22 protein-coding genes are annotated in these 19,231 nt (G+C 60.8%); 6 read left to right on the forward strand and 16 right to left on the reverse strand.

The genetic code is table 11. The features are described 5' to 3' along the window. The 7 genes from WBK19_RS04020 to WBK19_RS04050 form a co-directional block, all read right to left on the reverse strand. Window positions 1–735, reverse strand: coding sequence for a MotA/TolQ/ExbB proton channel family protein (locus WBK19_RS04020; RefSeq protein WP_511287169.1), 735 nt, complete (start codon window positions 733–735; stop codon window positions 1–3). Window position 736: 1 nt separating this feature from the next. After that, complete coding sequence (locus WBK19_RS04025) at window positions 737–1,372, reverse strand: energy transducer TonB (RefSeq protein ID WP_511287170.1); 636 nt, start codon at window positions 1,370–1,372, stop codon at window positions 737–739. Window positions 1,373–1,476: 104 nt separating this feature from the next. Then, the gene (hemP, locus tag WBK19_RS04030; RefSeq protein ID WP_511287172.1) at window positions 1,477–1,653 is read right to left on the reverse strand and encodes a hemin uptake protein HemP; all 177 of its coding nucleotides are present in this window, start codon (window positions 1,651–1,653) and stop codon (window positions 1,477–1,479) included. 232 nt (window positions 1,654–1,885) lie between these two features. Next, entirely contained in the window at window positions 1,886–2,899 is a 1,014-nt protein-coding gene (locus tag WBK19_RS04035) for an extracellular solute-binding protein (protein WP_511287174.1), read from the reverse strand. Between the two features lie 13 nt (window positions 2,900–2,912). Then, window positions 2,913–3,596 carry a Fe2+-dependent dioxygenase gene (locus WBK19_RS04040; protein WP_511287175.1) on the reverse strand — a complete coding sequence of 228 codons (684 nt, stop codon included), beginning with the start codon at window positions 3,594–3,596 and terminating at the stop codon, window positions 2,913–2,915. Next, window positions 3,590–4,711 (reverse strand): alpha-hydroxy acid oxidase, encoded by a 1,122-nt coding sequence (locus WBK19_RS04045; protein ID WP_511287177.1) that lies wholly within the window; start codon window positions 4,709–4,711, stop codon window positions 3,590–3,592. The genes WBK19_RS04040 and WBK19_RS04045 overlap by 7 nt, the downstream gene beginning before the upstream one ends. A gap of 47 nt (window positions 4,712–4,758) precedes the next feature. Then, window positions 4,759–7,065: a TonB-dependent receptor gene (locus tag WBK19_RS04050; protein ID WP_511287179.1), complete on the reverse strand. Its 2,307-nt coding sequence runs from the start codon at window positions 7,063–7,065 to the stop codon at window positions 4,759–4,761. A gap of 446 nt (window positions 7,066–7,511) precedes the next feature. Here WBK19_RS04050 and WBK19_RS04055 point away from each other — a divergent pair, with 446 nt between their 5' ends. Further along, on the forward strand, window positions 7,512–9,503 hold the full coding sequence (locus tag WBK19_RS04055; protein ID WP_511287181.1) for an ATP-binding protein: 1,992 nt from the start codon (window positions 7,512–7,514) through the stop codon (window positions 9,501–9,503). Here WBK19_RS04055 and WBK19_RS04060 read toward each other — a convergent pair. The 8 genes from WBK19_RS04060 to WBK19_RS04095 all read right to left on the reverse strand — a co-directional run bounded on the left by WBK19_RS04060 (window position 9,500) and on the right by WBK19_RS04095 (window position 16,142). After that, window positions 9,500–9,928: a DUF2325 domain-containing protein gene (locus tag WBK19_RS04060; RefSeq protein WP_511287183.1), complete on the reverse strand. Its 429-nt coding sequence runs from the start codon at window positions 9,926–9,928 to the stop codon at window positions 9,500–9,502. The two genes, WBK19_RS04055 and WBK19_RS04060, sit on opposite strands and share 4 nt — an antisense overlap. Window positions 9,929–10,069: 141 nt before the next feature. Continuing rightward, entirely contained in the window at window positions 10,070–10,810 is a 741-nt protein-coding gene (locus tag WBK19_RS04065) for a hypothetical protein (RefSeq protein ID WP_511287185.1), read from the reverse strand. Between the two features lie 140 nt (window positions 10,811–10,950). Then, the gene (locus WBK19_RS04070; RefSeq protein ID WP_511287186.1) at window positions 10,951–11,421 is read right to left on the reverse strand and encodes a hypothetical protein; all 471 of its coding nucleotides are present in this window, start codon (window positions 11,419–11,421) and stop codon (window positions 10,951–10,953) included. Further along, a complete protein-coding gene (locus tag WBK19_RS04075; protein WP_511287188.1) occupies window positions 11,405–11,614 on the reverse strand; it encodes a hypothetical protein in 210 nt (69 codons plus the stop codon). The genes WBK19_RS04070 and WBK19_RS04075 overlap by 17 nt, the downstream gene beginning before the upstream one ends. A gap of 321 nt (window positions 11,615–11,935) precedes the next feature. Further along, window positions 11,936–13,756: a DEAD/DEAH box helicase gene (locus WBK19_RS04080; RefSeq protein ID WP_511287190.1), complete on the reverse strand. Its 1,821-nt coding sequence runs from the start codon at window positions 13,754–13,756 to the stop codon at window positions 11,936–11,938. A gap of 201 nt (window positions 13,757–13,957) precedes the next feature. Beyond that, entirely contained in the window at window positions 13,958–14,749 is a 792-nt protein-coding gene (locus WBK19_RS04085) for a ferritin-like domain-containing protein (protein WP_511287191.1), read from the reverse strand. Then, entirely contained in the window at window positions 14,749–15,795 is a 1,047-nt protein-coding gene (locus tag WBK19_RS04090) for an aldo/keto reductase (protein WP_511287193.1), read from the reverse strand. Before WBK19_RS04090 ends, WBK19_RS04085 begins: the two co-directional genes overlap by 1 nt. A 14-nt stretch (window positions 15,796–15,809) precedes the next feature. After that, entirely contained in the window at window positions 15,810–16,142 is a 333-nt protein-coding gene (locus WBK19_RS04095; RefSeq protein ID WP_511287195.1) for a hypothetical protein, read from the reverse strand. Between the two features lie 107 nt (window positions 16,143–16,249). Between WBK19_RS04095 and WBK19_RS04100 the strand changes: the two genes are divergently transcribed. The 3 genes from WBK19_RS04100 to WBK19_RS04110 are packed head-to-tail and all read left to right on the forward strand — an operon-like array spanning window position 16,250 to window position 18,056. Beyond that, window positions 16,250–16,888: a DUF47 domain-containing protein gene (locus WBK19_RS04100; protein WP_511287197.1), complete on the forward strand. Its 639-nt coding sequence runs from the start codon at window positions 16,250–16,252 to the stop codon at window positions 16,886–16,888. A 14-nt stretch (window positions 16,889–16,902) separates the two neighbouring features. Then, window positions 16,903–17,910 carry an inorganic phosphate transporter gene (locus WBK19_RS04105; protein ID WP_511287199.1) on the forward strand — a complete coding sequence of 336 codons (1,008 nt, stop codon included), beginning with the start codon at window positions 16,903–16,905 and terminating at the stop codon, window positions 17,908–17,910. Further along, window positions 17,907–18,056: a hypothetical protein gene (locus WBK19_RS04110; RefSeq protein ID WP_511287201.1), complete on the forward strand. Its 150-nt coding sequence runs from the start codon at window positions 17,907–17,909 to the stop codon at window positions 18,054–18,056. Before WBK19_RS04105 ends, WBK19_RS04110 begins: the two co-directional genes overlap by 4 nt. On the opposite strand, the gene WBK19_RS04115 is transcribed toward WBK19_RS04110, so the two are convergent. Further along, a complete protein-coding gene (locus WBK19_RS04115; protein WP_511287203.1) occupies window positions 18,053–18,274 on the reverse strand; it encodes a YdcH family protein in 222 nt (73 codons plus the stop codon). The genes WBK19_RS04110 and WBK19_RS04115 overlap by 4 nt on opposite strands. A gap of 67 nt (window positions 18,275–18,341) precedes the next feature. Between WBK19_RS04115 and WBK19_RS04120 the strand changes: the two genes are divergently transcribed. Continuing rightward, window positions 18,342–18,650, forward strand: a complete 309-nt coding sequence (locus WBK19_RS04120; RefSeq protein WP_226404324.1) for a hypothetical protein — start codon at window positions 18,342–18,344, stop codon at window positions 18,648–18,650. Then, entirely contained in the window at window positions 18,650–19,207 is a 558-nt protein-coding gene (greB, locus tag WBK19_RS04125; protein ID WP_511287205.1) for a transcription elongation factor GreB, read from the forward strand. The genes WBK19_RS04120 and greB overlap by 1 nt, the downstream gene beginning before the upstream one ends. Window positions 19,208–19,231 lie beyond the last annotated feature (24 nt).

The raw sequence follows: 19,231 nt of genomic DNA on the forward strand, positions 1-19,231 counted from the left end.
TTATGCCGCCTCCGTCGCAACGCGGGCGCGCATCGGGTGGATCTGCGCGCTGTTGGCGACAAACGGCTTGCCGACCGTGAAGAAGGCATGCAGGTCGTGGGCGAAGGCGTCGAGGTCAGCCAGAATCACGCGGTTGGCGCGGGTGAAGGCGTTGTAGGCGAAGACGGCGGGCAGCGCGACGGCGAGGCCGGCGGCGGTCATGATCAGCGCCTCGCCGACCGGGCCGGCGACCTTCTCGAGCGCCGCCTGACCGGACAGGCCGATGGCGATCAGGGCGTGGTAAATGCCCCAGACGGTGCCGAGCAGGCCGACGAAAGGCGCGGTGGCACCGGTCGTGGCGAGCAGGGTCAGGCCGTTTTCCATACTGGCTTGGGTCGTGGAGAGTTGCTGGCGCAGGGCGCGTTCCATCTGCTCGGCCGGGTCGAAACGCGAGGCGAGGCGGCCGGTGGCGGCTTCGCAATCGTTGTTGCAGCCATTGGCCTGGGTGGCCAGCTGGGCGTAAGGGCTGTCCTTGCCGGCCTGGTTGAGCAAGGCAATGCCATCGCCGACGCTGCTCGCCGACCAGAAGGCGCCAAGCGCTTTGGCGGCGCGGCGCACCATCCACCAGTCAACCGCCTTGGCCAGGATCAGGTACCAGCTGATGATCGACATCAGGGCGAGAATGATGGCGACGGCGTGCGAAATGCTGTCGCCGCTGGCCCACAGGTGCGCGAAACCAAACGAATTTTCCTGCATGTTATTGCTCCAATTTGAAAATGATGGGGACCAGTACCCAGCTCTGGACGGCGACATCGCCACGCTTGGCCGGTATGAATTTCCAGTTGCGAACTGTTTTTTGGGCCGACTCGTCGAGGCGCGGGCTGCCCGACGAAGTCCTGATTTCGACGTTGTCGGCCGAGCCCTGCGGGGTGACCGAAACGCGCAGCACGACTTTGCCTTCCTCGCCCATGCGGCGGGCGATCGGCGGGTAGGGCGGGGACGGATTCCTCAGGTAATCGGCGTCGAAGCGGGCCTGGCTGACCGGCTCGGCCGGTGGGGCAACCGGCTTGGGCTCGGCCGGGGCAGCGACGATGGCAGCGGGGGCCGGGACGTTGCTCTGGGTGGCTTCAATGACCGGGGTCGGCGCTTTCGGTATCGGCGCCTGTACCGTCTTGACCGGCACCGGCTTGGCCATCGGCAAGGGTTTGGCTTCTGGCGGTTTGGCGATTTCCGGGGCGGGCAGCAGATCGACGACGAGCGGGATTTCGAGAATCTGCGGGACGACGGTTTTTGCTATCAGGATGAGCAGCAAGACGCCGATATGCAGGCCAATGACAATCATTAGCAAGCCGCTGCGCTGGAAGGGTGAAGGGCGGGATAGCGTGTAACTCATGGGCGATTTTTTACGTTTTGCCTGCCGCCTGGCCGGGAAAAAACCCTTGGCTGGCTGGCGGGTGCTTGCTGGCTTTGGGAAACGAGAGGTGCAACGGAGAGAAACTATTTCGTCAGGATCAACTTGTTTTCACGGGTGACGCGTAGCAGGTAGAGTTGTCCGGCGTGTTCGATCTCGACGGTGGAGGCGCCAGCGAGGATTTTTTCGCTATCGATCCGTGGGCGGTTTTCAGGCTTTTCAGCGAGCCGGGTGGACTCGTGAGAGGGGGGCTGCGGGTTCATGGTAGGCGCCTATTGCAAACAAGAATTGATCGCATCTTCGCGTAAATGAGAATGTGTGTCAATTGTTATTGCGAATCAATCTTGATTGTCTTGCAGCTTGCTGGCCCGTGATGTCCAGAACCGTGTTCCGGTGGGCGCAGAGGGTGGGCCAGAGCGGCTTTGCTGCCGCCCTGGCTCACCCTGTTGGACGATTGCATGTGCAACCGGGGGGGCCGTTTGCTCGGCCCCCGGATCAGCGATAGCCGGCCCGGTCGAGCAGTTTCTGGGCAGCCGACAACTGGTTGGCAATCTTGACCAGAGAAACATTGTCGGCTTTGAACTTGCCCAACTCGTCGAGCTCTTCGTTGCTGATGCTGACGGTTGGCACCGCCGGCCATTCGTTGTTGCCGTTGGCGAAATAACGCTGCGCTTCGTCGCTGGCCAGGTATTCGAGGAATTTGACCGCTGCCTCGCGATGCTTGGCTGTCTTGACCATGCCGCCACCGGAGACGTTGATGTGCGTACCGCGGCCATCCTGGTTTGGCCAGACGACGCCAAGGCGCTTGACGAGATTGCGCTCCTCTACCCTCTCTGAGGCCATCAGGCGGGCCAGGTAGTAGCTGTTGGAGACCGCCACGCCACACTCGCCACTGGCTACCGACTTGATCTGGTCGGTGTCGCCACCCTTCGGTGCCCGGGCGAAATTGGCGACCAGTCCGCGGGCCCACTCCTCGGTTTTGGCTTCGCCGTTGTGGGCAACCATCGAGGCGACAAATGTCAGGTTGTAGATGTGCCCGCCGGGGATGCTGCAATACAGGCCTTTGAGTTTCGGATCGGCCAGGGATTCATAGGTCGGCACATCCTCGGCCTTGAGCTTGCGCTTGTTGTAGATGATCATGCGCGCCCGCGTCGAGAAGGCGAACCAGTTGTCCGAACGTAAATGGGCTGGAATGCGCGATTCGAGCAGTTTCGACTTGACCGGTGCAAAGATGCCCCAGGCGTCGGCCACGGCGAGGCTGGCGGCATCGACCGTGATGAAAACGTCAGCCGGGCTGTTGGCGCCCTCGTTGCGGATACGCTCGATCAGTTCATGCGCCTTGCCTTCGATCCGGTTGATCTTGATGCCGGTTTGCTGCGTAAAGTTGGCGTAGAGCGCTTCGTCGGACTGGTAGTGGCGGGCCGAATAGAGGTTGAGTTCCTTGTCGTCGGCGAATGCCGGGCTGGCGGCAAAGAGGGCGGCGAGCGCCCAGGCAATCGATTTGAGCATGATTTTTCCGTTTTCAGGTCACCGCCCACTGGCGGAGCAGGTTGTGATAAACGCCAGTCAGCTTGAGCAGGCGCGGGTCGTCGGCAGCGAGGGCCGGCGTGATGCCCTGGATGGCTTGGTCGAGATCGAAGAGGAGGACGCGCGAACTGTCGTTCTGGACCATGCTCTGGATCCAGAAGAACGATGCGATGCGGGCGCCTTCGGTCACCGGCGTGACGCAGTGCAGGCTGCTCGACGGGTAAAGCACCATGTCACCAGCCGCCAGCTTGACTGACTGGATGCCGAAAGGCCCTTCGACCTGCAATTCGCCACCTTCGTATTCCTCCGGCTCGGCCAGGAAGAGTGTTGCCGAAAGGTCGCTGCGCACTGAAACGTTGGTGCCCGGTACCGCCATGACGGCGCTGTCGACATGCGCGCCGTAGGTGCCGCCATTGGCGTAGTAGTTGAACTTGGGCGGGTAGATGCGGTTGGGCAGCGCCGCCGAAACGAACAGCGGATTGTTGCCCAGCTTGCGCAGGATGAGATTGCCCAGTTCGACGGCCAGCGGCGAGCCGTCTTCCAGTTGCAGATTGCGTTTGACCGAGCGGGCCAGGGTGCCGGCCGTTTTCAGCCCGTCCTGCCATTCGGCGGCATCGAGCCGCTGGCGGAACTGACGTACTTCGTCCTTGCTGAGGACGCCTTCGATGGGAATCAGCATGATGTTGCCTCGTGTCGATAAATCATGTCCGGGCCGATGTCGGCCAGCGTTGCACAACCGGCCTGCGCCATGCAGACCTCCAGTTCTTCGCGCAGCAGTTTGAGCATGTGGGCGACGCCCAGCGCCCCGGCGACGGCCAGGGCGTATACCTGCAGGCGGCCGATGAGCACGGCGTCGGCGCCGAGCGCCAGAGCCTTGAAAATGTCGTTGCCCGAGCGGATGCCGCTGTCGAGCAGCAGCGGGAAATCGGCGCCGACGGCCTGGCGGATGCGCGGCAAGAGGTCGAGGCTGGCCGGCACGCCATCGAGCGCCCGGCCGCCGTGATTCGACACGATCAATCCGGTCACGCCCATGGCCTGCAGACGGGTTGCGTCGTCGGGATGGAGTACGCCCTTGATCAGCACCGGCAGGCGGGTCTGGCCGAGCAGCCAGGCCAGATCGTTCCAGGTCGGCGCTTCGCGCATCGCGCCCTGGAAAACGCGGCTGGCGCCGGGTTCGAGAACGATGGGTGGCGGCACCGGGTAATTGGCCAGATTGGCCTCGATGACCTCGGGCGGCATGACAAAGCCGGCCTCCTGGGCGCGTCGGCTGGGCAGCTTGATCGCCGTATCCAGCGTGACGACGAGGGCGGTGTAGCCTGCCATTTCTGCCCGTTTTATCAGGTCGACCGTGGCAGCCTGCGTCGGCTGCATGTAGAGCTGGAACCAGCACTCGGCAGCAGCCATCCGCGCCATGTCTTCGAGCGTTTGCGAAGCGAGCGTGCTGGTCACCAGGCAGGTATCGGTGGCGGCGGCCGCCCGCGCCGTTTCCAGTTCGCCCAGCGGATGGACCAGCCGCTGATAGGCCACCGGGGCGAGCAGGATGGGATGCGCCCAGGTCCGCCCGAGCAGCTCGCTGCGGGTATGGCCGTTGTGCATGTCGCGCAGCAGGCGGGGCAGAATTCGCGTCCGGGCGAAGGCGTTGCGATTGGCGGCCAGCGTCAATTCGTCAGCACAGCCGCCGGCGATGTAGGCAAGGCCCGGCGCCGCAATGAAGTGCGGGGCCAGGCGTTCGTAATCCGCCGCGCAGTGAATCTCGCGCGGGATTTTTTGTAGGGGAGGATGTGGAGTGTTCATGAAAAAGGCCGGGCGAATCCGCAGATCCGTCCGGCCGTGCCACCTTTTTAGAAGTCGTAGTTCAGGGTCAGGCGTGCGTTGATGGCATCACCCTTGTAGACGAAGGCACCTGAGCGATAACCGGCCAGGTAATAGTCGGCGTTGAACACGTTGCCGACATTGAGGCGTACTTTGGCCTGCTTGGTCACGCGGTAGTCGGCAAAGGCGTCAACCACCGTGTAGGCCGGAACAGGCTGCGAATACAGGCCGGTTGCCGGGGTGAAGCCAGCGGCCGTGTCGGGTTGCCCGGCGTACTTTTCGCTCTCGTACTTGGCGGCTGTACCGAGGGCAAACTTGGGCGTCAGTTGATAGCGCAATTGAGCCGAGGCCGTGATGTCGGCGAAATTGCTCAGGCGCTTGCCAACGTTTGCCGCGGTCGCCGAACCGAGTACTTCTGATTCCATGAAGGCGACGCCGGCGAAGGCGCTGAGCTTCTCGGTGACGTTGCCGGCCAGGCCGAGTTCGATACCCTGGACGCGGTTCTTGCCGGTGTTGAAGGTGCCGACTGTGTCGTAATTGGCGCCTTCCATAACGTCGGACTTGGTGGTCTGGAAGATCGCTGCCGTGACCAGCAGCTTCTCGCCCAGCAGGTTCCACTTGGTTCCCAGTTCGATGTTTTCGGTTTTCTCCGGCTTGGCGCCGGCGGCCGAGCCGTTGTAGGTGACCATGCCGCCGTAGCCCGAACTGCTGCCGACGTCCGATTCGCCACCGTTGAGGTCGGCCGCGGAGCCGTACGCGGCGTAGATATTGGCGTAGGGCAGGAACTTGTAAACCAGCCCGAAATGGCTGTTCCACATGCCTTGGTTCTGGCTTCCGTAATCGTTGATGGTGCCAACAGGGGGAGGGCTCGCGCCACCGCCCACAGCGGCTTGCCGTGTTCTCAGCGAAATGTCTGTCTTGTCATAACGGACGCCGGCAAAGGCAGTCCATTTTTCCGTCAGATCGACGGTATCCATGGCCGATACCGAGATCGCCTTGGCTTGCCAGTCGATATCCCAGTTGGCGGTGTTTTTGGTGACGTTCGTCCTGTCCAGCGCAGTCTGTGCCAACGCTACCGGAACATTGCTCTGGCTGGGCGAGTTCGCGCCACGAACAATCCCGCCGATCTCATACAGACCGTTCAGTACCTTGTGATCGGTGTATTCGAGGCTGAAGATGAAATCATGTTTCATCCCGGCGATGGTCGTGTCCCAGGCCAGGCTGGTCTGATTGACGAAGTAGTCGACATCCTGCCAGCCCGAATGGGTGGTCAGGTTGAGGTTGGTCAGCGTCGAACTGGCATTGGCCCCCGTCGCTACATAACCGTTTGCCGAGCGGCCGTAGCGCGTCAGGTTGGTGAGGCGCAGATTGGGCGTGATCTTGTACTTGATGCGGCCGGTAACGGTATCGACATCCGAGGTCAGGAAGTCGCCATTCTGGGCGTAGACCGGCGAATTCCCCATGGGCCGGCGATTCGGCACGGTGCCGGTCAACCACGAACCGAGATCGGGCCTGTCTTCGGCACGCAGGCCGTAGTAGTCGACCAGGATGTCGAGCTTGTCGGTTGGCTTGAACAGGCCGGAGAGCGCCACACCCTTGCGTTCGCGGTCGGCGGGATCGCGGTCGGGCACCTGCTGGTAGCCATACAGCACGTTGGCGCGCAGGGCGACATTGTCGTTGACGACGTGATTGGCATCGAGCGTGACCCGGCCGTAGCTATCGGTGCCAACGCCAGCGGACACTTTGGTGAAGTCGTAGTCGACGGTTGCCTGCTTGGTGATGGCATTGATCGCGCCACCGACCGTGCCGCGGCCGGCAAAACTGGAGCTCGGACCCTTGGAGACTTCGACCTGTTCGACGGCAAAGCTCTCGCGAATGGTCATGCCCGGATCGCGCAGGCCGTCGACGAAGGTGTCGGAACGGGCTTCGTAGCCGCGGATGATGTAGCGGTCGCCGAAGGCGTTGCCGTTTTCGCCGGTGCCGAGTGTGATGCCGGGCTGGGCGTCGAGAATGTCGCGCAGGTCGGTGTAGCCGGAATCCTCGATCTGCGTCTTGGTCATGACTTGAATCGTTGCCGGTGTTTCGGCCAGCGGACGGGTGCGACGTTCGTCGCCGGACCTTTTGGCCTTGTACGGCGCATCCGGTTCGGCATAGGGGTTGTGGTCGAAGGCGCGTTCGATGACCGTCACCGGCTTCATTTCGACATCGTCATCGGCACGGGCGACGCCCATTGGCATCAGCATGGCGGTGGAAACGCCGAGCGCGATGCTGGTCTGGGCCATGCCCGGTACCCGGAAGCTGGCCGGGAACTTGGTTTTGTTGGATTGTTTTTTCATATTCCTATCGGGGTGAAGTGCAATCACCGGACAGGACGCCTGCGCGTGCATTGATCCCTTGCGCTGAAAGGCAGTCCTACGGCTAGTCAGTTGAAAACAGGCTGGCTGGCGTATGGCTGGCTGACCGGGCGTACAGGGCGCTTACCAGTTTCGGGAAGCAAAGAACACGAATGAGAATGTATCGCATTAGCAATTCGGATACAAGATGTTACATTCCGATGGCAGGCTGACTGTTGCAAATTTGACGAGTTTTTCGGGTTGACCGTGGAAGGTGCCGGTCTGTCCGTATCTGGATGAAGTGCCATGTCGGGGCGTTTGGCAAGCCGGCACTTGCAATCGACACGTCACGAACACATTCAGAATATCCAGGCTGATTTGCCGTCGCATGCCATTTTCATGCTAGATTCGATGACGTTTCATGCCTCGTATGGAAGCCGGAAAGCATCATGGCCGAAAAAACTCTCTCAGTTCGCCTTGCGCTGTTGGCTGCCGCAATGTGGACCTTTGTTCTGGCCCTGTCGATGGTGTGGAATTTTCACAATGTCCGGGATCAGGCCATGGGGATGGCCTACGCCGAGGCGCGTGCCAATCTGAACAAGGACATCACTTTTCGCCGCTGGGGGACGCTGCATGGCGGGGTTTATGTGCCGCTCACGGAAACCCAGAAGTCGGTGCCCTGGCTGTCACATGTGCCGGGTCGGGATGTTACGACCACTGACGGGAGCAAGCTGACCCTGCTCAATCCAGCCTCGATGTTGCGCCAGATGATGGATCTGTATGCCACCGACTATGGTATTCGCGGCCGCATTACCGGGCTCCGTTACCTGAATCCGGGCAATGCCCCGGATGTCTGGGAAAAGACCCAGCTCGAGGCCTTTGTGCGCGGCGACAAAAAAGAGGTCTGGGCGGTGGAGTCGGTCAATGGCAAGCCGTACCTGCGTTACCTGCGGGCAATGATCATGGAACCGGGCTGCGACAAGTGCCACGCCATCCTCGGCTACAAGACAGGTGACATGCGCGGCGCCACCGGGCTCAATCTGCCGCTGGCGCCATATCTCGAGCAGATTGAAAGTTCACGCTTGAATCTGGGCTTCAGCCATTTGTTCATCTGGCTCATCGGCCTGGCTGGCATAGCCTGGGGTGGCTGGATTTCAGCCGGTTGGGCGGCTGAGCGGGAAGCATCGCGGGCCGAATTGCTGCGCCATCGCGATGATCTGGAGTCGCTGGTTGCCGACCGAACGGCCGAGCTTTCGCAGGCCAAGGAGGTCGCAGAATCGGCCAACCGGGCAAAAAGCGCCTTCCTGGCCAACATGAGTCACGAGGTGCGCACGCCGATGAACGCGATCATCGGACTGACCCACATGCTGGCCCGCCATAACGTTGATCCCTCCCAGAGCGAAAATCTGGGCCGGATCAGCCAGGCGGCGAATCATCTTCTTGCCCTGCTTGGCGATGTGCTCGACCTGTCGAAAATCGAAGCTGACCGGCTGGCGCTGGAAAACGCTCCGTTCCGGCTCGGCAGCGTGTTCGCCAATATCGACAGCCTGCTGGGCGAGCGCGCCCAGGACAAGGGCTTGTGGCTGAAGCGCGAGATCCAGCCACAATTGCTCGAAATCCCGCTGCTCGGCGATTCCTTGCGTGTCCAGCAGATACTTCTCAATCTGGTCGGCAATGCCATCAAATTCACCACGCGGGGTGGCGTCACGGTTCGCGCCGTCATTGCCGAGGAAAGCGCCAGCGATGTACTGGTGGCGATCGATATCATCGACACCGGCATCGGCATATCGCCCGACGCCGTACAGCGTATTTTCGAGCCATTCGAACAGGCCGACAGTTCAACTACCCGCCAGCATGGCGGCAGCGGGCTTGGCCTGGCGATCTGCCGACGCCTCGCCCGGCTGATGGGGGGCGATGTCATTGCGAAGGGCATTCCGGGGGAGGGGAGTACCTTTTCGCTGACCTTGCGCCTGGCCAGGAATGTCCAGGCCGACGAGGCAGAAAGCCCGTCTGTCAGGTTATCCGGCGCGGAAGCCGAGCGCCAGTTGAAAGCCCGGCATGGCGGCGCCCGCATCCTGTTGGTCGAGGATGACGAGATCAACCGCGTGGTCGCCCTCGAGTTGCTGCATGAATCGCTCGGCTGGCAGGTCGATGTCGCGGAAAACGGCGCGCTGGCGGTCGCCATGGCGGGTGCCACCGACTACGCCCTGATTCTGATGGATGTCCAGATGCCGGTGATGGATGGCCTCAAGGCGACACGCGCCATTCGGCAACTGCCGGGGCGTCAGCACACGGTAATTCTGGCGATGACCGCCAACGCCTTCCAGGAGGATCGCCTGGCCTGTCTGGCGGCCGGCATGGACGATTTCGTTCCGAAGCCGGTCGATCCAGAAATTCTTTACGCGATATTGCTGAACTGGCTGGACAAGCAGCTCAGCTAAGCTGCCGGGCTGGTTGGCTGCGCTTCGTTCTGGTTCAGGTCGATCAGCCGGGAAAGACTCGAGGCGCCGCTGTTTTTCATGTACAGGCAGGGCTTTCCCGTGCGCTTGCATTGTTCCTTGACCCGCCAGTAGGCGTTGTGACTGATGCAGCCGGCCTGGCAGATGACGAGGTCGGCGGCGGCCAGGAAGCCGTCGATGCGGTGCAGGCTTTCCTCCAGCCCGCCATCGTGGTGCAGAAAACGCCCACCGCGCTGTTCGACGATCTGGCGGTATGCATCGATTGAGCCGGAACGGCCGCCGACGCAGAGTATGCATTTGCCCGATAAGTGGGCCGACACGTCGTCCGCCTTGGCGTCCGGTGCGGCGGCTGGCTCATTGCCGTCGGCCAGCAGAAACTTGATTGTTTCATCGGCCTGCTTGGCCAATCCCCGCAGGTGCTCAAGTTCCCGGCCGAGTTCGCCGGCCTGGGCCGTCAGTGCACAGGCCCGGGCTTCGGCGTCAGTGGCCCGGCGGGCCAGCGCCTGCCTATCCTTGAGGTCAGGCAGGCTTTGGCGCAGGACGTCGAGTTAGCCGGCCAGATTGGCGGCGCAGGCATCCTTCCCGGCGAGCTCGATGCGCAGTTCGGTGACCCGTTGGCCGAGTCGCTGCGTTTCCAGTGATTTTTCGGCACGCTGTTTTTCGATCTCGCGGCGTGCTTCGTCGAGCAATCTATGTAATTGGACATTTTCAGCTTTCAGCGCCTTGAGGGTGGTCAGATCGGTCCGCGTTCCGCTGCCGATCTGATGCTGAAGCATGTGGATGTCGCCGTAGATGTCCTGTTCGAGGAGGGCATCGCAGGCCGGATGCGTCCAGCAGGCCCACAGCGCGCCGGGAACATCGCTGCCGGAGTCTGCCGATTCGCGCCATAGGCGGGCCAAGGCGCTCGTGTCCTTGGCGCGGGAAAAGGCACGGATACTCAGGTGAAAGCGCTTTTCCAGTTGCTTGTGCAGCAAATCGGCCAGTCGGCTGCGGGTTTCGCAGGCACCAACGGCTGTCGTGTGCAGGACAAAATCGGTGGTTTCACGCGGAAATTCGATGGCCTTGGCCATCAGCCCGCGCAGTTCGTCGACGCCAAAACAGACGCCGATGACCGGGCAATGAAATTTGTGCGGAATTTCCCACAGCTTGCGCCGACGCGAACCGGCCGTCGGCGCGGTGGCTACGTCGGCCGGTGGTTTGGCTTTGGTCAGCGGAAAAAATGCTCCGCTGGCTGCGGGTTGGGCGGCGCTGAAACAGCCGCCGGCGACGTGAAAAGGATGGTTCTGCATGTCCGGGCTCCTTGGCGATGACTCGCTGGCTGGCCGGGTGCCCGGTTGGCTGGCTGCTTCAAATTTGTTTCATTTTTCCGGTTGACCGTGCAAGGTCAGCCGTTGATTCTCGGCGACTGGAAGGCTGTCAGGCGTCGGCGCTACAGGCTGTCGGCCAGCGGGCAGTTGAACTTGATCGCCAGCGCGTCGCGTTCGCCGGCAATGCGCTGGCATTCGGCGTGGGCGGCGCGGATCGTTTTTTCGAGGAACCAGACGCGGTGCTGGGCATCGTCGTGTTCGCTGCTTGCAGCCCCAAGCTGCTGAAACTGGCAGCCCAATTCGATGAAGCTCTGGCCCGCCTCGAATTTTCTCAAACGCTGGCGCAGCCTGGCGGTGAGTTCGTTGAGGCGACTGATTTCGTTGTCCTGCGCAATGATCTTGCGCGTCGCCTCGGTGGCGCTTTTGCGCTGCGCCCGGCGGGCGTGGCGCAGGGCCTGGCTGAGCGCCGCAACTTCCGATTCGAGCCGGGCAATGTGGCTGCCCGATTCCTCGGCGGCGGGCAGGTTGAGGTCGCCCTGCGGGTCGGCGCTGTCGCGTTCAAGTTGTCGGCGGTTTTTAAGCGGTGCGAGCATGGTGCAGCTCCTTGCCTGAATTGAGACGATTGCTGGCCCGCTCACAGAGATTTCGGGTTTCGCTGTCGATATCCGTCATGTCGCCGATCCGTTCGAGCAAACGGGCGGCGTTGAGCGCCGACTGCTGACAGCCGGTTTCGTGATGGATGAGCACCAGGCTCAAGGCCCCGGCCCACAGTTCGCTGCTTGGCATGATCGCTCCTTGCCGGAAAGTCAGTTTGAAATGCCGGCAATGAGCAGCCAGAACAGCAGGCCGGCCAGCAGGGTATTGAACAGCAGGCTTCGCATGGTCTATGCCCTTTTGTTGAGAACGGTTCTCATCATAGGCAGTGTTTCGGTGCTTGTAAATAGGAATAGTTATCAAATAAGCGTTTTGGGTTGATTCCACGGTCAACCGGAAAAAACGGCCAAAAATGAAATTCCCGGTGATGCCAGATCACCGGTTCAGGAAATTCCGGACAAGAAAAAGGCCACGGACTTGCCGTGGCCTGGGTGTCTTGCCGCTTAAGAACGATTAGCGGTCGAAGCTCTTTTTCTTGAAGCTGCGCTCGCCGTCGAACTTGCGTTCAGTGCTGGCGCCGCCATCCGGACGACCTTCGTCAGGACGCAGGTTGATCGGCACGCCGCGGACGCGGGTACGTTTCAGGGCGTTGGAAGCTTCCCCCGGCATGCCGGCCGGCAGTTCGACCGTGCTCGATTCGTCGTAGAGGGCGATGCGGCCGATGAAACGGCTTTCGATGCCGGCTTCGTTGGCGATGGCGCCGACGATGTCCTTGACCTGGACGCCGTGGTCACGACCCACATCGATGCGGTAACGCACCATGTCGCCGCTCGGGGCGGAGCGGGCCGGACGCTCTTCACGACGCGGACGTTCGCCACGGCTTTCGAAGCTGGGCTTTTCGCCGCGCTCGCTGGAACGCGGCTTGCGCTCGTCACGCTCGCCAAAGCTGCCCGGACGCGGGGGGCGGCTGTCACGACTGTCGAAAGAGGGGGCCGGGGCGGGGCGCGGGTCTTCACCGGCGATCTGCAGTGGCTTGCCTTCCTGGGCCATCATGGCCAGCGCAGCAGCGACTTCTTCGGCGCCGACATTTTGCTCTTCGGTAATTTGCGAGACGATGTTGGCGAAGAAATCGAGGCCTTCGGCGTTGAGTACTTCAACGACCTTTTGCTTGAAGTCGGCAACGCGCTTGTTGGTGACGTCGGCCCGGCTCGGCAGGGTCAGCGGCGCGATCGGCGAACGCGTGGCGCGCTCGATGGTGCGCAGCATGCGGATTTCACGCGGGGCGACGAAGAGGATGGCGTTGCCGGTGCGGCCAGCGCGGCCAGTACGGCCGATGCGGTGCACATAGGCTTCGGTGTCGTACGGGATGTCGTAGTTCACAACGTGGCTGACGCGCGGCACGTCGATGCCGCGGGCGGCAACGTCGGTGGCGATGACGATGTCGAGGGCGCCGGACTTCAACTGCTCGATGACGCGTTCGCGCATCTGCTGGTTGAGATCGCCGTTCAGTGCGGCGGCGGCGTAGCCACGGGCCGACAGCTTGTCAGCCAGTTCGACGGTAGCCGTCTTGGTGCGGACGAAGATGATTGCGGCGTCGAAGTCTTCTTCAACTTCAAGGATGCGGGTCAGGGCGTCCAGCTTGTGCATGCCGGAAACCTGCCAGTAAACCTGGCGGACGGCAGCGACGGTGGCGGTGGCCGACTTGATCTTGATTTCGCGCGGCTCGACCAGATACTTCTGGGCAACGCGGCGAATCTGTTCCGGCATGGTGGCCGAGAACAGGGCGGTCTGGTGCTTCGGCGGGGTCCGTTCGAGAATCCATTCGACGTCGTCGATGAAGCCCATGCGCAGCATTTCGTCGGCTTCGTCGAGAACCATGGTCTTCAGGTTGTCGAGGTTGAGCGTCTTGCGCTCGAGGTGGTCCATGACGCGACCCGGCGTGCCAACGATGACGTGGGCGCCACGCGACAGTTGCTTGAGCTGGATGGTGTAACTCTGTCCGCCGTAGATCGGCAGGACATGGAAGCCGGGCAGGTTCTTGGCGTAGGTTTGCAGGGCTTCGGCGACCTGGATGGCCAGTTCGCGCGTCGGCGTCAGGATCAGGGCTTGCGGCTTCATCAGCTTGACGTCAATCTGTTCCATCAGCGGCAGCGCAAAGGCGGCGGTCTTGCCGGTGCCGGTCTGGGCCATGCCGATCAGGTCGTGACCTTCAAGCAGAACAGGGATACATTGGGCTTGAATGGGCGACGGAGTTTCGTAGCCGATTTCGATGAGGGTTTTAAGTAGCGTTTCGCTTAAGCCGAGATCGGCGAAGCTGTCGGGAGTAGACGACATAGATGCTGTTTCCTTTCATCGTCGCCATTCACATTGTTATAACCGGCGACGGATTGGCCCGATGGTCGGGCGGCCTGGGTGACCCCGACGCAGCCATGCCGGGGAACGAATCAATGGGGTGAATCCTGCACAAGAACCTACGAGACCGGTGGCTGCTCGGAATAACTGCGGGCGAAACATCAACGCATTGAACTGATTATTCTACCTTTTTTTTGCGAGGACCGCCAGTTCACCCGCGCTGAAGCCAGCTGCGAGGCGCGCCGCTTCGTTCATTTTTCCCTGCGGCCATGGTGCTTGATAGCGGATCAGCAGGTCGCGGTAGGTGCTTTCCGGGTCCAGTCCACGCTCGGCGCAAAGGCGGCGATACCAGCGGTCGCCGAGGCCGACGTGGCCGATTTCGTCACGCAGAATGATGTCCAGGACGCGGGCACTTTCGTGGTCGCCGACTTGTTCGAGTTTCATCTGGATGGGTGGCGTGGCGTCGAGCCCACGGGCTTCGAGCAGGCGCGGGACGAGAGCCATGCGGACGAGGGCGTCGTCGACCGTTTTTTCGGCCATGTCCCACAGGCCGGCGTGGGCCGGGAAGTCGCCATAGTCGTAGCAGAGCGATTGCAGGCGGGCGCGGAGCAGTTCGAAATGCTCGGCTTCTTCGGCCGCGACGCCGATCCAGTCGGCGTAATAGGCTTCGGGCAGACCACGGAAACGGGCGGCGTGGTCGAGGGCAAGGTTGATGGCCGTGAATTCGATGTGCACGATGGCATGGAGCAGCCGGGCCCGGCCTTCCGGCGTGGCAGGGCTGCGATTCGGCACGTCCTTGGGCGCCAGTAGTTCCGGTTTGGCCGGGCGACCACAAACGAGTGTCACCTGCGTGTCGTCGCGCCAGTCGAGCTGGCCGGCCTGCCAGTCGGCGGCGATTGCTACGGTCAACCGGATTTTTTGGCCAATTTCGGAAACGGCCAGGGCCTCGGCCAGGCGGACGAAAAGCGATTCCATCAGGGGGCCGGGTTGGTGTAGCGCAGGTGGATGGCGTCGATCTCGGCGAGGATTTCTGGCGACAGGGTCGTCTGCATTGCGGGCAGGGTTTCCTTCAACTGCGCCAGCGAGGAGGCGCCGATGATGGTGCTGGCCACGAACCAGCGCGAACGCGAGAAGCCGAGGGCCAGCTGAGTCGGCGTCAGGCCGTGTTTGTGGGCCAGTTCAACGTAGGCGTGGACGGCAGGGGCGACGTTCGGCTTGCTGTAGCGCTGGCCAAAGGTAGGCCATTGGGTGATACGGCCCGGCGCGTTCGGGTTGGTCAGGTATTTGCCGGTCAGGTGGCCGAAGGCGAGGGCCGAATAGACCAGTAGCCCGACCTGCTGGCGATGACAGACTTCGGCCAGGCCGGTTTCGAAGGTCCGGTTGAGCAGGCTGTAGGCGTTCTGCGTCGAGACGATGCGCGGCAAGCCGAGTTCGTCGGCCAGCCGGGTAAATTCCATGATCCCCCACGGGTGCTCGTTGGAGACACCAATCTGGCGGATCTTGCCTTCCTCGACCAGTTCGCCGAGCGCTTCGAGTTGTTCGCGGATCGGCGTGCCTTCACGCTCGTTTTTCGGATCGAACTGCCACTGGCCGAACATCGGCTGGTTGCGTTCGGGCCAGTGCAATTGGTAGAGGTCGACGTAATCCGTCTGCAGGCGCTGCAGCGAGCCGTCGAGGGCAGCGCGGATGTTGGCGCGATCAAGCGCCGGCGGGCCGTTGCGAATCCAGCCCAGGTTGCGGCTGGGGCCGGCGACCTTGGTGGCGATCTGGACCTGGTCACGCTGTTGGCGCTTGAGCCAGCGCCCGACGATGCTTTCCGAGGCGCCACAAGTTTCGGCGCGCGGCGGCACGGCGTACATTTCGGCGGTATCGATGAAACCGATGCCGGCGGCCAGTGCGAAATCAAGCTGGGCATGGGCGTCGGCCTCACTGGTTTGTTCGCCGAAAGTCATGGTGCCAAGGCAGACTTCGGGAACGACGAAGTTGCTGCGGCCAAGCTGGCGTGTTTGGAAAGGTGTCATTGGTAGCTCCAAAATCAGGGTTGACCGCAGAGAACGCCATATATAAGGACGTGGCGCTTCAACAGGTGATCAAAACTGGCCGGCACAATGGCCAGCCGGTGGTCGTCAGGGTTCGGGCAGTGTTTTTCGACCCAGGTGTGCGCCGCGGCGTAGGCGGCGTCGAAGCTGGCGAAAAGGCCTTCGAGCTGTTCGGAGCGGACTGGCATGAAAGTGCCGGTGAGTCGATCAAGCAGCTTGTCGGTATCGAGCATCTGGACAGCGTAGCCGTCAGGTGCCCGGGACAGGGGCAGCTCGTCAAGAGCAAAGCGGTCACCGAATGCGTCGGGAGGAAGGGAGGGGATGTCCATGCGTTATTTTAGCTGGAAGACCTTTGCTCATCGCTATCCGGGCATTTGGTAGCTGGTGCCGGAGTGATAGAATCTTGGAGTTGTAATAAAAACTTAACAGGACTGTCATGTTCGCTCGTCTGATGCCCAGGGAGGGCAAGTATTTCGATCTTTTCAATGCGCATGCGGAGTTGATTGCGCAGGGAGGAAAGGCCTTGTCCAACATGATCGCCGCACTGGTCGATCATCCTGAGCAGGCAACGCTCTTTGCTGAGGAAATCGACTCCCTCGAACGCCAGGCGGATGCCATTACCCACGATACGCTGGCGCAATTGCACACGGCCTTCATCACACCTTTCGATCGCGATGAAATCCATCAGCTGATCAATAGCATGGACGATATTCTCGACGTCATGCAGGACGTCGCCGAGTCGATCTCTCTGTACGACATCACCCGTGTTCCACCGGATGCCAAAGCCATGGCGATCGTGACCGAAAATTGCTGCATCTGCGTGCAGTCGGTCATCAAGCTGATGCACAGCATGGATAACGCGCCGGCCATCCTCAAGTTTTGCCATGAAATAGACGAGTTGGAATCAGAAGCCGACCGTTCGTTGCGCAGCGCCATGTCCAAAATCTTCCGTGAAGAACCGGATGTGCGTGAGGTCGTCAAACTCAAGGAGATCTACGAATTGCTCGAATCGGTCACCGATCGCTGCAAGGATGTGGCCGGCACGGTTGAAGCCATCGTTCTCGAAAACTCCTGAGCGGATCGCTCGGTATGGATTCCCTAAATATCAGTCTTGGGGTCGTCGTCACCTTGGTGATTGTCGCCTTGCTGTTCGACTTCATGAACGGCTTTCACGATGCGGCCAATTCAATAGCAACCATCGTCTCCACTCGCGTTCTCAAGCCCCATCAGGCGGTTATCTGGGCGGCTGGATTCAATTTTCTGGCTTATTTCCTGTTTCAACTGAAAGTCGCCTCGACCATCGGGAAAGGCACCATTGATCCGTCGATAGTCGATCACTACGTGGTGTTCGGCGCACTGATCGGGGCCATTATCTGGAACATCATCACCTGGTATTACGGCATCCCTTCGTCGTCGTCGCATGCCCTGGTTGGCGGGCTGGTTGGCGCCGCCATCGCCAAGGCGGGAATTGGCAGCCTGATCTCGTCCGGCGTCCTGAAAATCGTCGCCTTCATTTTCGTCGCGCCATTCCTCGGATTCATGATTGGCGGCACCTTGATGGTGATCGTTTCGTGGATTTGTCGAAACATGGCGCCACGCAAGGTTGATAAGCATTTTCGCCGGTTCCAGCTGATCTCGGCTGCTGCCTATAGCCTCGGCCACGGCGGGAATGATGCGCAAAAGACTGTCGGTATCATCTGGATGCTGCTGATCGCTGCGGGCATCTCGACGGCAAGCGATCCCATTCCCGGTTGGGTCGTTCTCTGTTGCTATACCGCAATGGGCCTCGGGACCATGTTCGGTGGCTGGCGCATCGTCAAGACGATGGGTAATCGCATCACCAAGCTCAATCAGGCCCGCGGCTTCTGCGCGAACTCCGGCGGCGCCATTACACTATTTTTGGCAACGGCGTTCGGAATCCCGGTTTCTACCACCCACACCATTACTGGCGCTATTGCCGGCGTTGGCTCAACACGTGGTGCCCGGGCTGTGCGTTGGGGTGTGGCGGGTGGGATCGTCTGGGCATGGATTCTGACCATCCCCTGCAGCGCGGCCATGGCAGCCATTGCCTGGTATGTTGGTTCGCTGATTCTTTGATCGCAAAGATTGCTGTCTTTGCCCTCCTGCTGGTTGTGCTGGCAGGAGTCGTCTGGGCCATTCCCGTAATATGGGAGCTGGCGCTGGCTGGAGTTATTGGCGCCGTCTACTGGATATTCTTCCGCGTCCCACCGAACAACGACTAAGCCGGGATATCGGGTACCAACATCTCTTCCAGTTGAATGATCCGGTCTTTCAGTAAAAGCTTTCGCTTTTTCAGTCGAGGAATGAGTAAGTCTTCCGGCGGTGGATTCTCGATAAGGTGCGTTATGACCTGATCCAGGTCGCGGTGCTCCACCTGCAGTTCATGCAGTTGGGCATGAATCTGGCTAACCTCCGCGTCAGTCAGCGGATGAAGGGACATTTTCGACTCCTGATTGCTTCGGTTGTTTTGCTAGAATACCTTGATCCGATTCGTGGAGGAGAGAGAAATGCAACATCATGTAATTGTCTCGTTCGGCAAGGAAAAAGAATTCGAATTCAAATTTCCGGGCGGGGCACCATCCGACGTGGCGCGCCAATGGTTCGACCATGAGTTCACTGTTCTGGAGTGCGATGTCGCGACTCCGACAGGCAAGATTCTCGCCGTTGACCGTATTCTTAGTGTCGCCAAATACGCGGGTGAAGCGCGCTTTCGCGACCAGCGTACGTGGGCGGAGCAGTTCGCCAAAAACACGGCGGCCCTGCTCGGACGCGAACTGATTCGCGTCGATGTCGAGCATTACAGCATCGGGTACTGATGAACAAGGCGTTCGTGCGGGAGAGCGATAGCGACGATGAAGAGGATCTTTCACCCTCATTGAAGCTTCCTCCTGGAACGCGTAATTACATTACCCCGGCCGGTCATGCCCGATTGAAAGACGAGCTTGAGCATCTGGTCAAACGTGAGCGGCCACGTGTCGTTGAGGTGGTTGCCTGGGCAGCATCGAATGGCGACCGCTCCGAAAATGGCGACTATATATATGGCAAACGGCGCCTGCGTGAAATTGATCGCCGTATCCGCTTCCTTACCAAGCGTATCGAGAACGCCGAAGTTGTAGATCCGTTGCGTCAAGGCAATAACGACCAGATATTCTTTGGTGCTCGGGTAACAATCGCCGAGGCGGATGGTATTGAGAACACCTACACCATTGTTGGTGTGGACGAAACCGATGTGGCGCAGGGGCGTATCAGCTGGATTTCTCCGCTGGCTCGAGCCTTGATCAAGAGTCGAGAAGGGGATTCGATTCGTTTTCAGAGTCCTGTTGGGGTGCGTGAGATTGAAATACTTGAAGTGAGCTACGAAGTAATAGGCTGATTTCAGGGGTTTTGCGGTGTGTGC

It is taken from the genome of Azonexus sp. (assembly GCF_049652925.1).
GTDB lineage: Bacteria > Pseudomonadota > Gammaproteobacteria > Burkholderiales > Rhodocyclaceae > Azonexus.

Coding starts and splice junctions, on each gene's coding strand:
- WBK19_RS04020 (WP_511287169.1), bottom strand. CDS start 735: ATGCAGGAAAATTCGTTTGGTTTCGCGCACCTGTGGGCCAGCGGCGAC.
- WBK19_RS04025 (WP_511287170.1), bottom strand. CDS start 1,372: ATGAGTTACACGCTATCCCGCCCTTCACCCTTCCAGCGCAGCGGCTTG.
- hemP (WP_511287172.1), bottom strand. CDS start 1,653: ATGAACCCGCAGCCCCCCTCTCACGAGTCCACCCGGCTCGCTGAAAAG.
- WBK19_RS04035 (WP_511287174.1), bottom strand. CDS start 2,899: ATGCTCAAATCGATTGCCTGGGCGCTCGCCGCCCTCTTTGCCGCCAGC.
- WBK19_RS04040 (WP_511287175.1), bottom strand. CDS start 3,596: ATGCTGATTCCCATCGAAGGCGTCCTCAGCAAGGACGAAGTACGTCAG.
- WBK19_RS04045 (WP_511287177.1), bottom strand. CDS start 4,711: ATGAACACTCCACATCCTCCCCTACAAAAAATCCCGCGCGAGATTCAC.
- WBK19_RS04050 (WP_511287179.1), bottom strand. CDS start 7,065: ATGAAAAAACAATCCAACAAAACCAAGTTCCCGGCCAGCTTCCGGGTA.
- WBK19_RS04055 (WP_511287181.1), top strand. CDS start 7,512: ATGGCCGAAAAAACTCTCTCAGTTCGCCTTGCGCTGTTGGCTGCCGCA.
- WBK19_RS04065 (WP_511287185.1), bottom strand. CDS start 10,810: ATGCAGAACCATCCTTTTCACGTCGCCGGCGGCTGTTTCAGCGCCGCC.
- WBK19_RS04070 (WP_511287186.1), bottom strand. CDS start 11,421: ATGCTCGCACCGCTTAAAAACCGCCGACAACTTGAACGCGACAGCGCC.
- WBK19_RS04075 (WP_511287188.1), bottom strand. CDS start 11,614: ATGCCAAGCAGCGAACTGTGGGCCGGGGCCTTGAGCCTGGTGCTCATC.
- WBK19_RS04080 (WP_511287190.1), bottom strand. CDS start 13,756: ATGTCGTCTACTCCCGACAGCTTCGCCGATCTCGGCTTAAGCGAAACG.
- WBK19_RS04085 (WP_511287191.1), bottom strand. CDS start 14,749: ATGGAATCGCTTTTCGTCCGCCTGGCCGAGGCCCTGGCCGTTTCCGAA.
- WBK19_RS04090 (WP_511287193.1), bottom strand. CDS start 15,795: ATGACACCTTTCCAAACACGCCAGCTTGGCCGCAGCAACTTCGTCGTT.
- WBK19_RS04095 (WP_511287195.1), bottom strand. CDS start 16,142: ATGGACATCCCCTCCCTTCCTCCCGACGCATTCGGTGACCGCTTTGCT.
- WBK19_RS04100 (WP_511287197.1), top strand. CDS start 16,250: ATGTTCGCTCGTCTGATGCCCAGGGAGGGCAAGTATTTCGATCTTTTC.
- WBK19_RS04105 (WP_511287199.1), top strand. CDS start 16,903: ATGGATTCCCTAAATATCAGTCTTGGGGTCGTCGTCACCTTGGTGATT.
- WBK19_RS04115 (WP_511287203.1), bottom strand. CDS start 18,274: ATGTCCCTTCATCCGCTGACTGACGCGGAGGTTAGCCAGATTCATGCC.
- WBK19_RS04120 (WP_226404324.1), top strand. CDS start 18,342: ATGCAACATCATGTAATTGTCTCGTTCGGCAAGGAAAAAGAATTCGAA.
- greB (WP_511287205.1), top strand. CDS start 18,650: ATGAACAAGGCGTTCGTGCGGGAGAGCGATAGCGACGATGAAGAGGAT.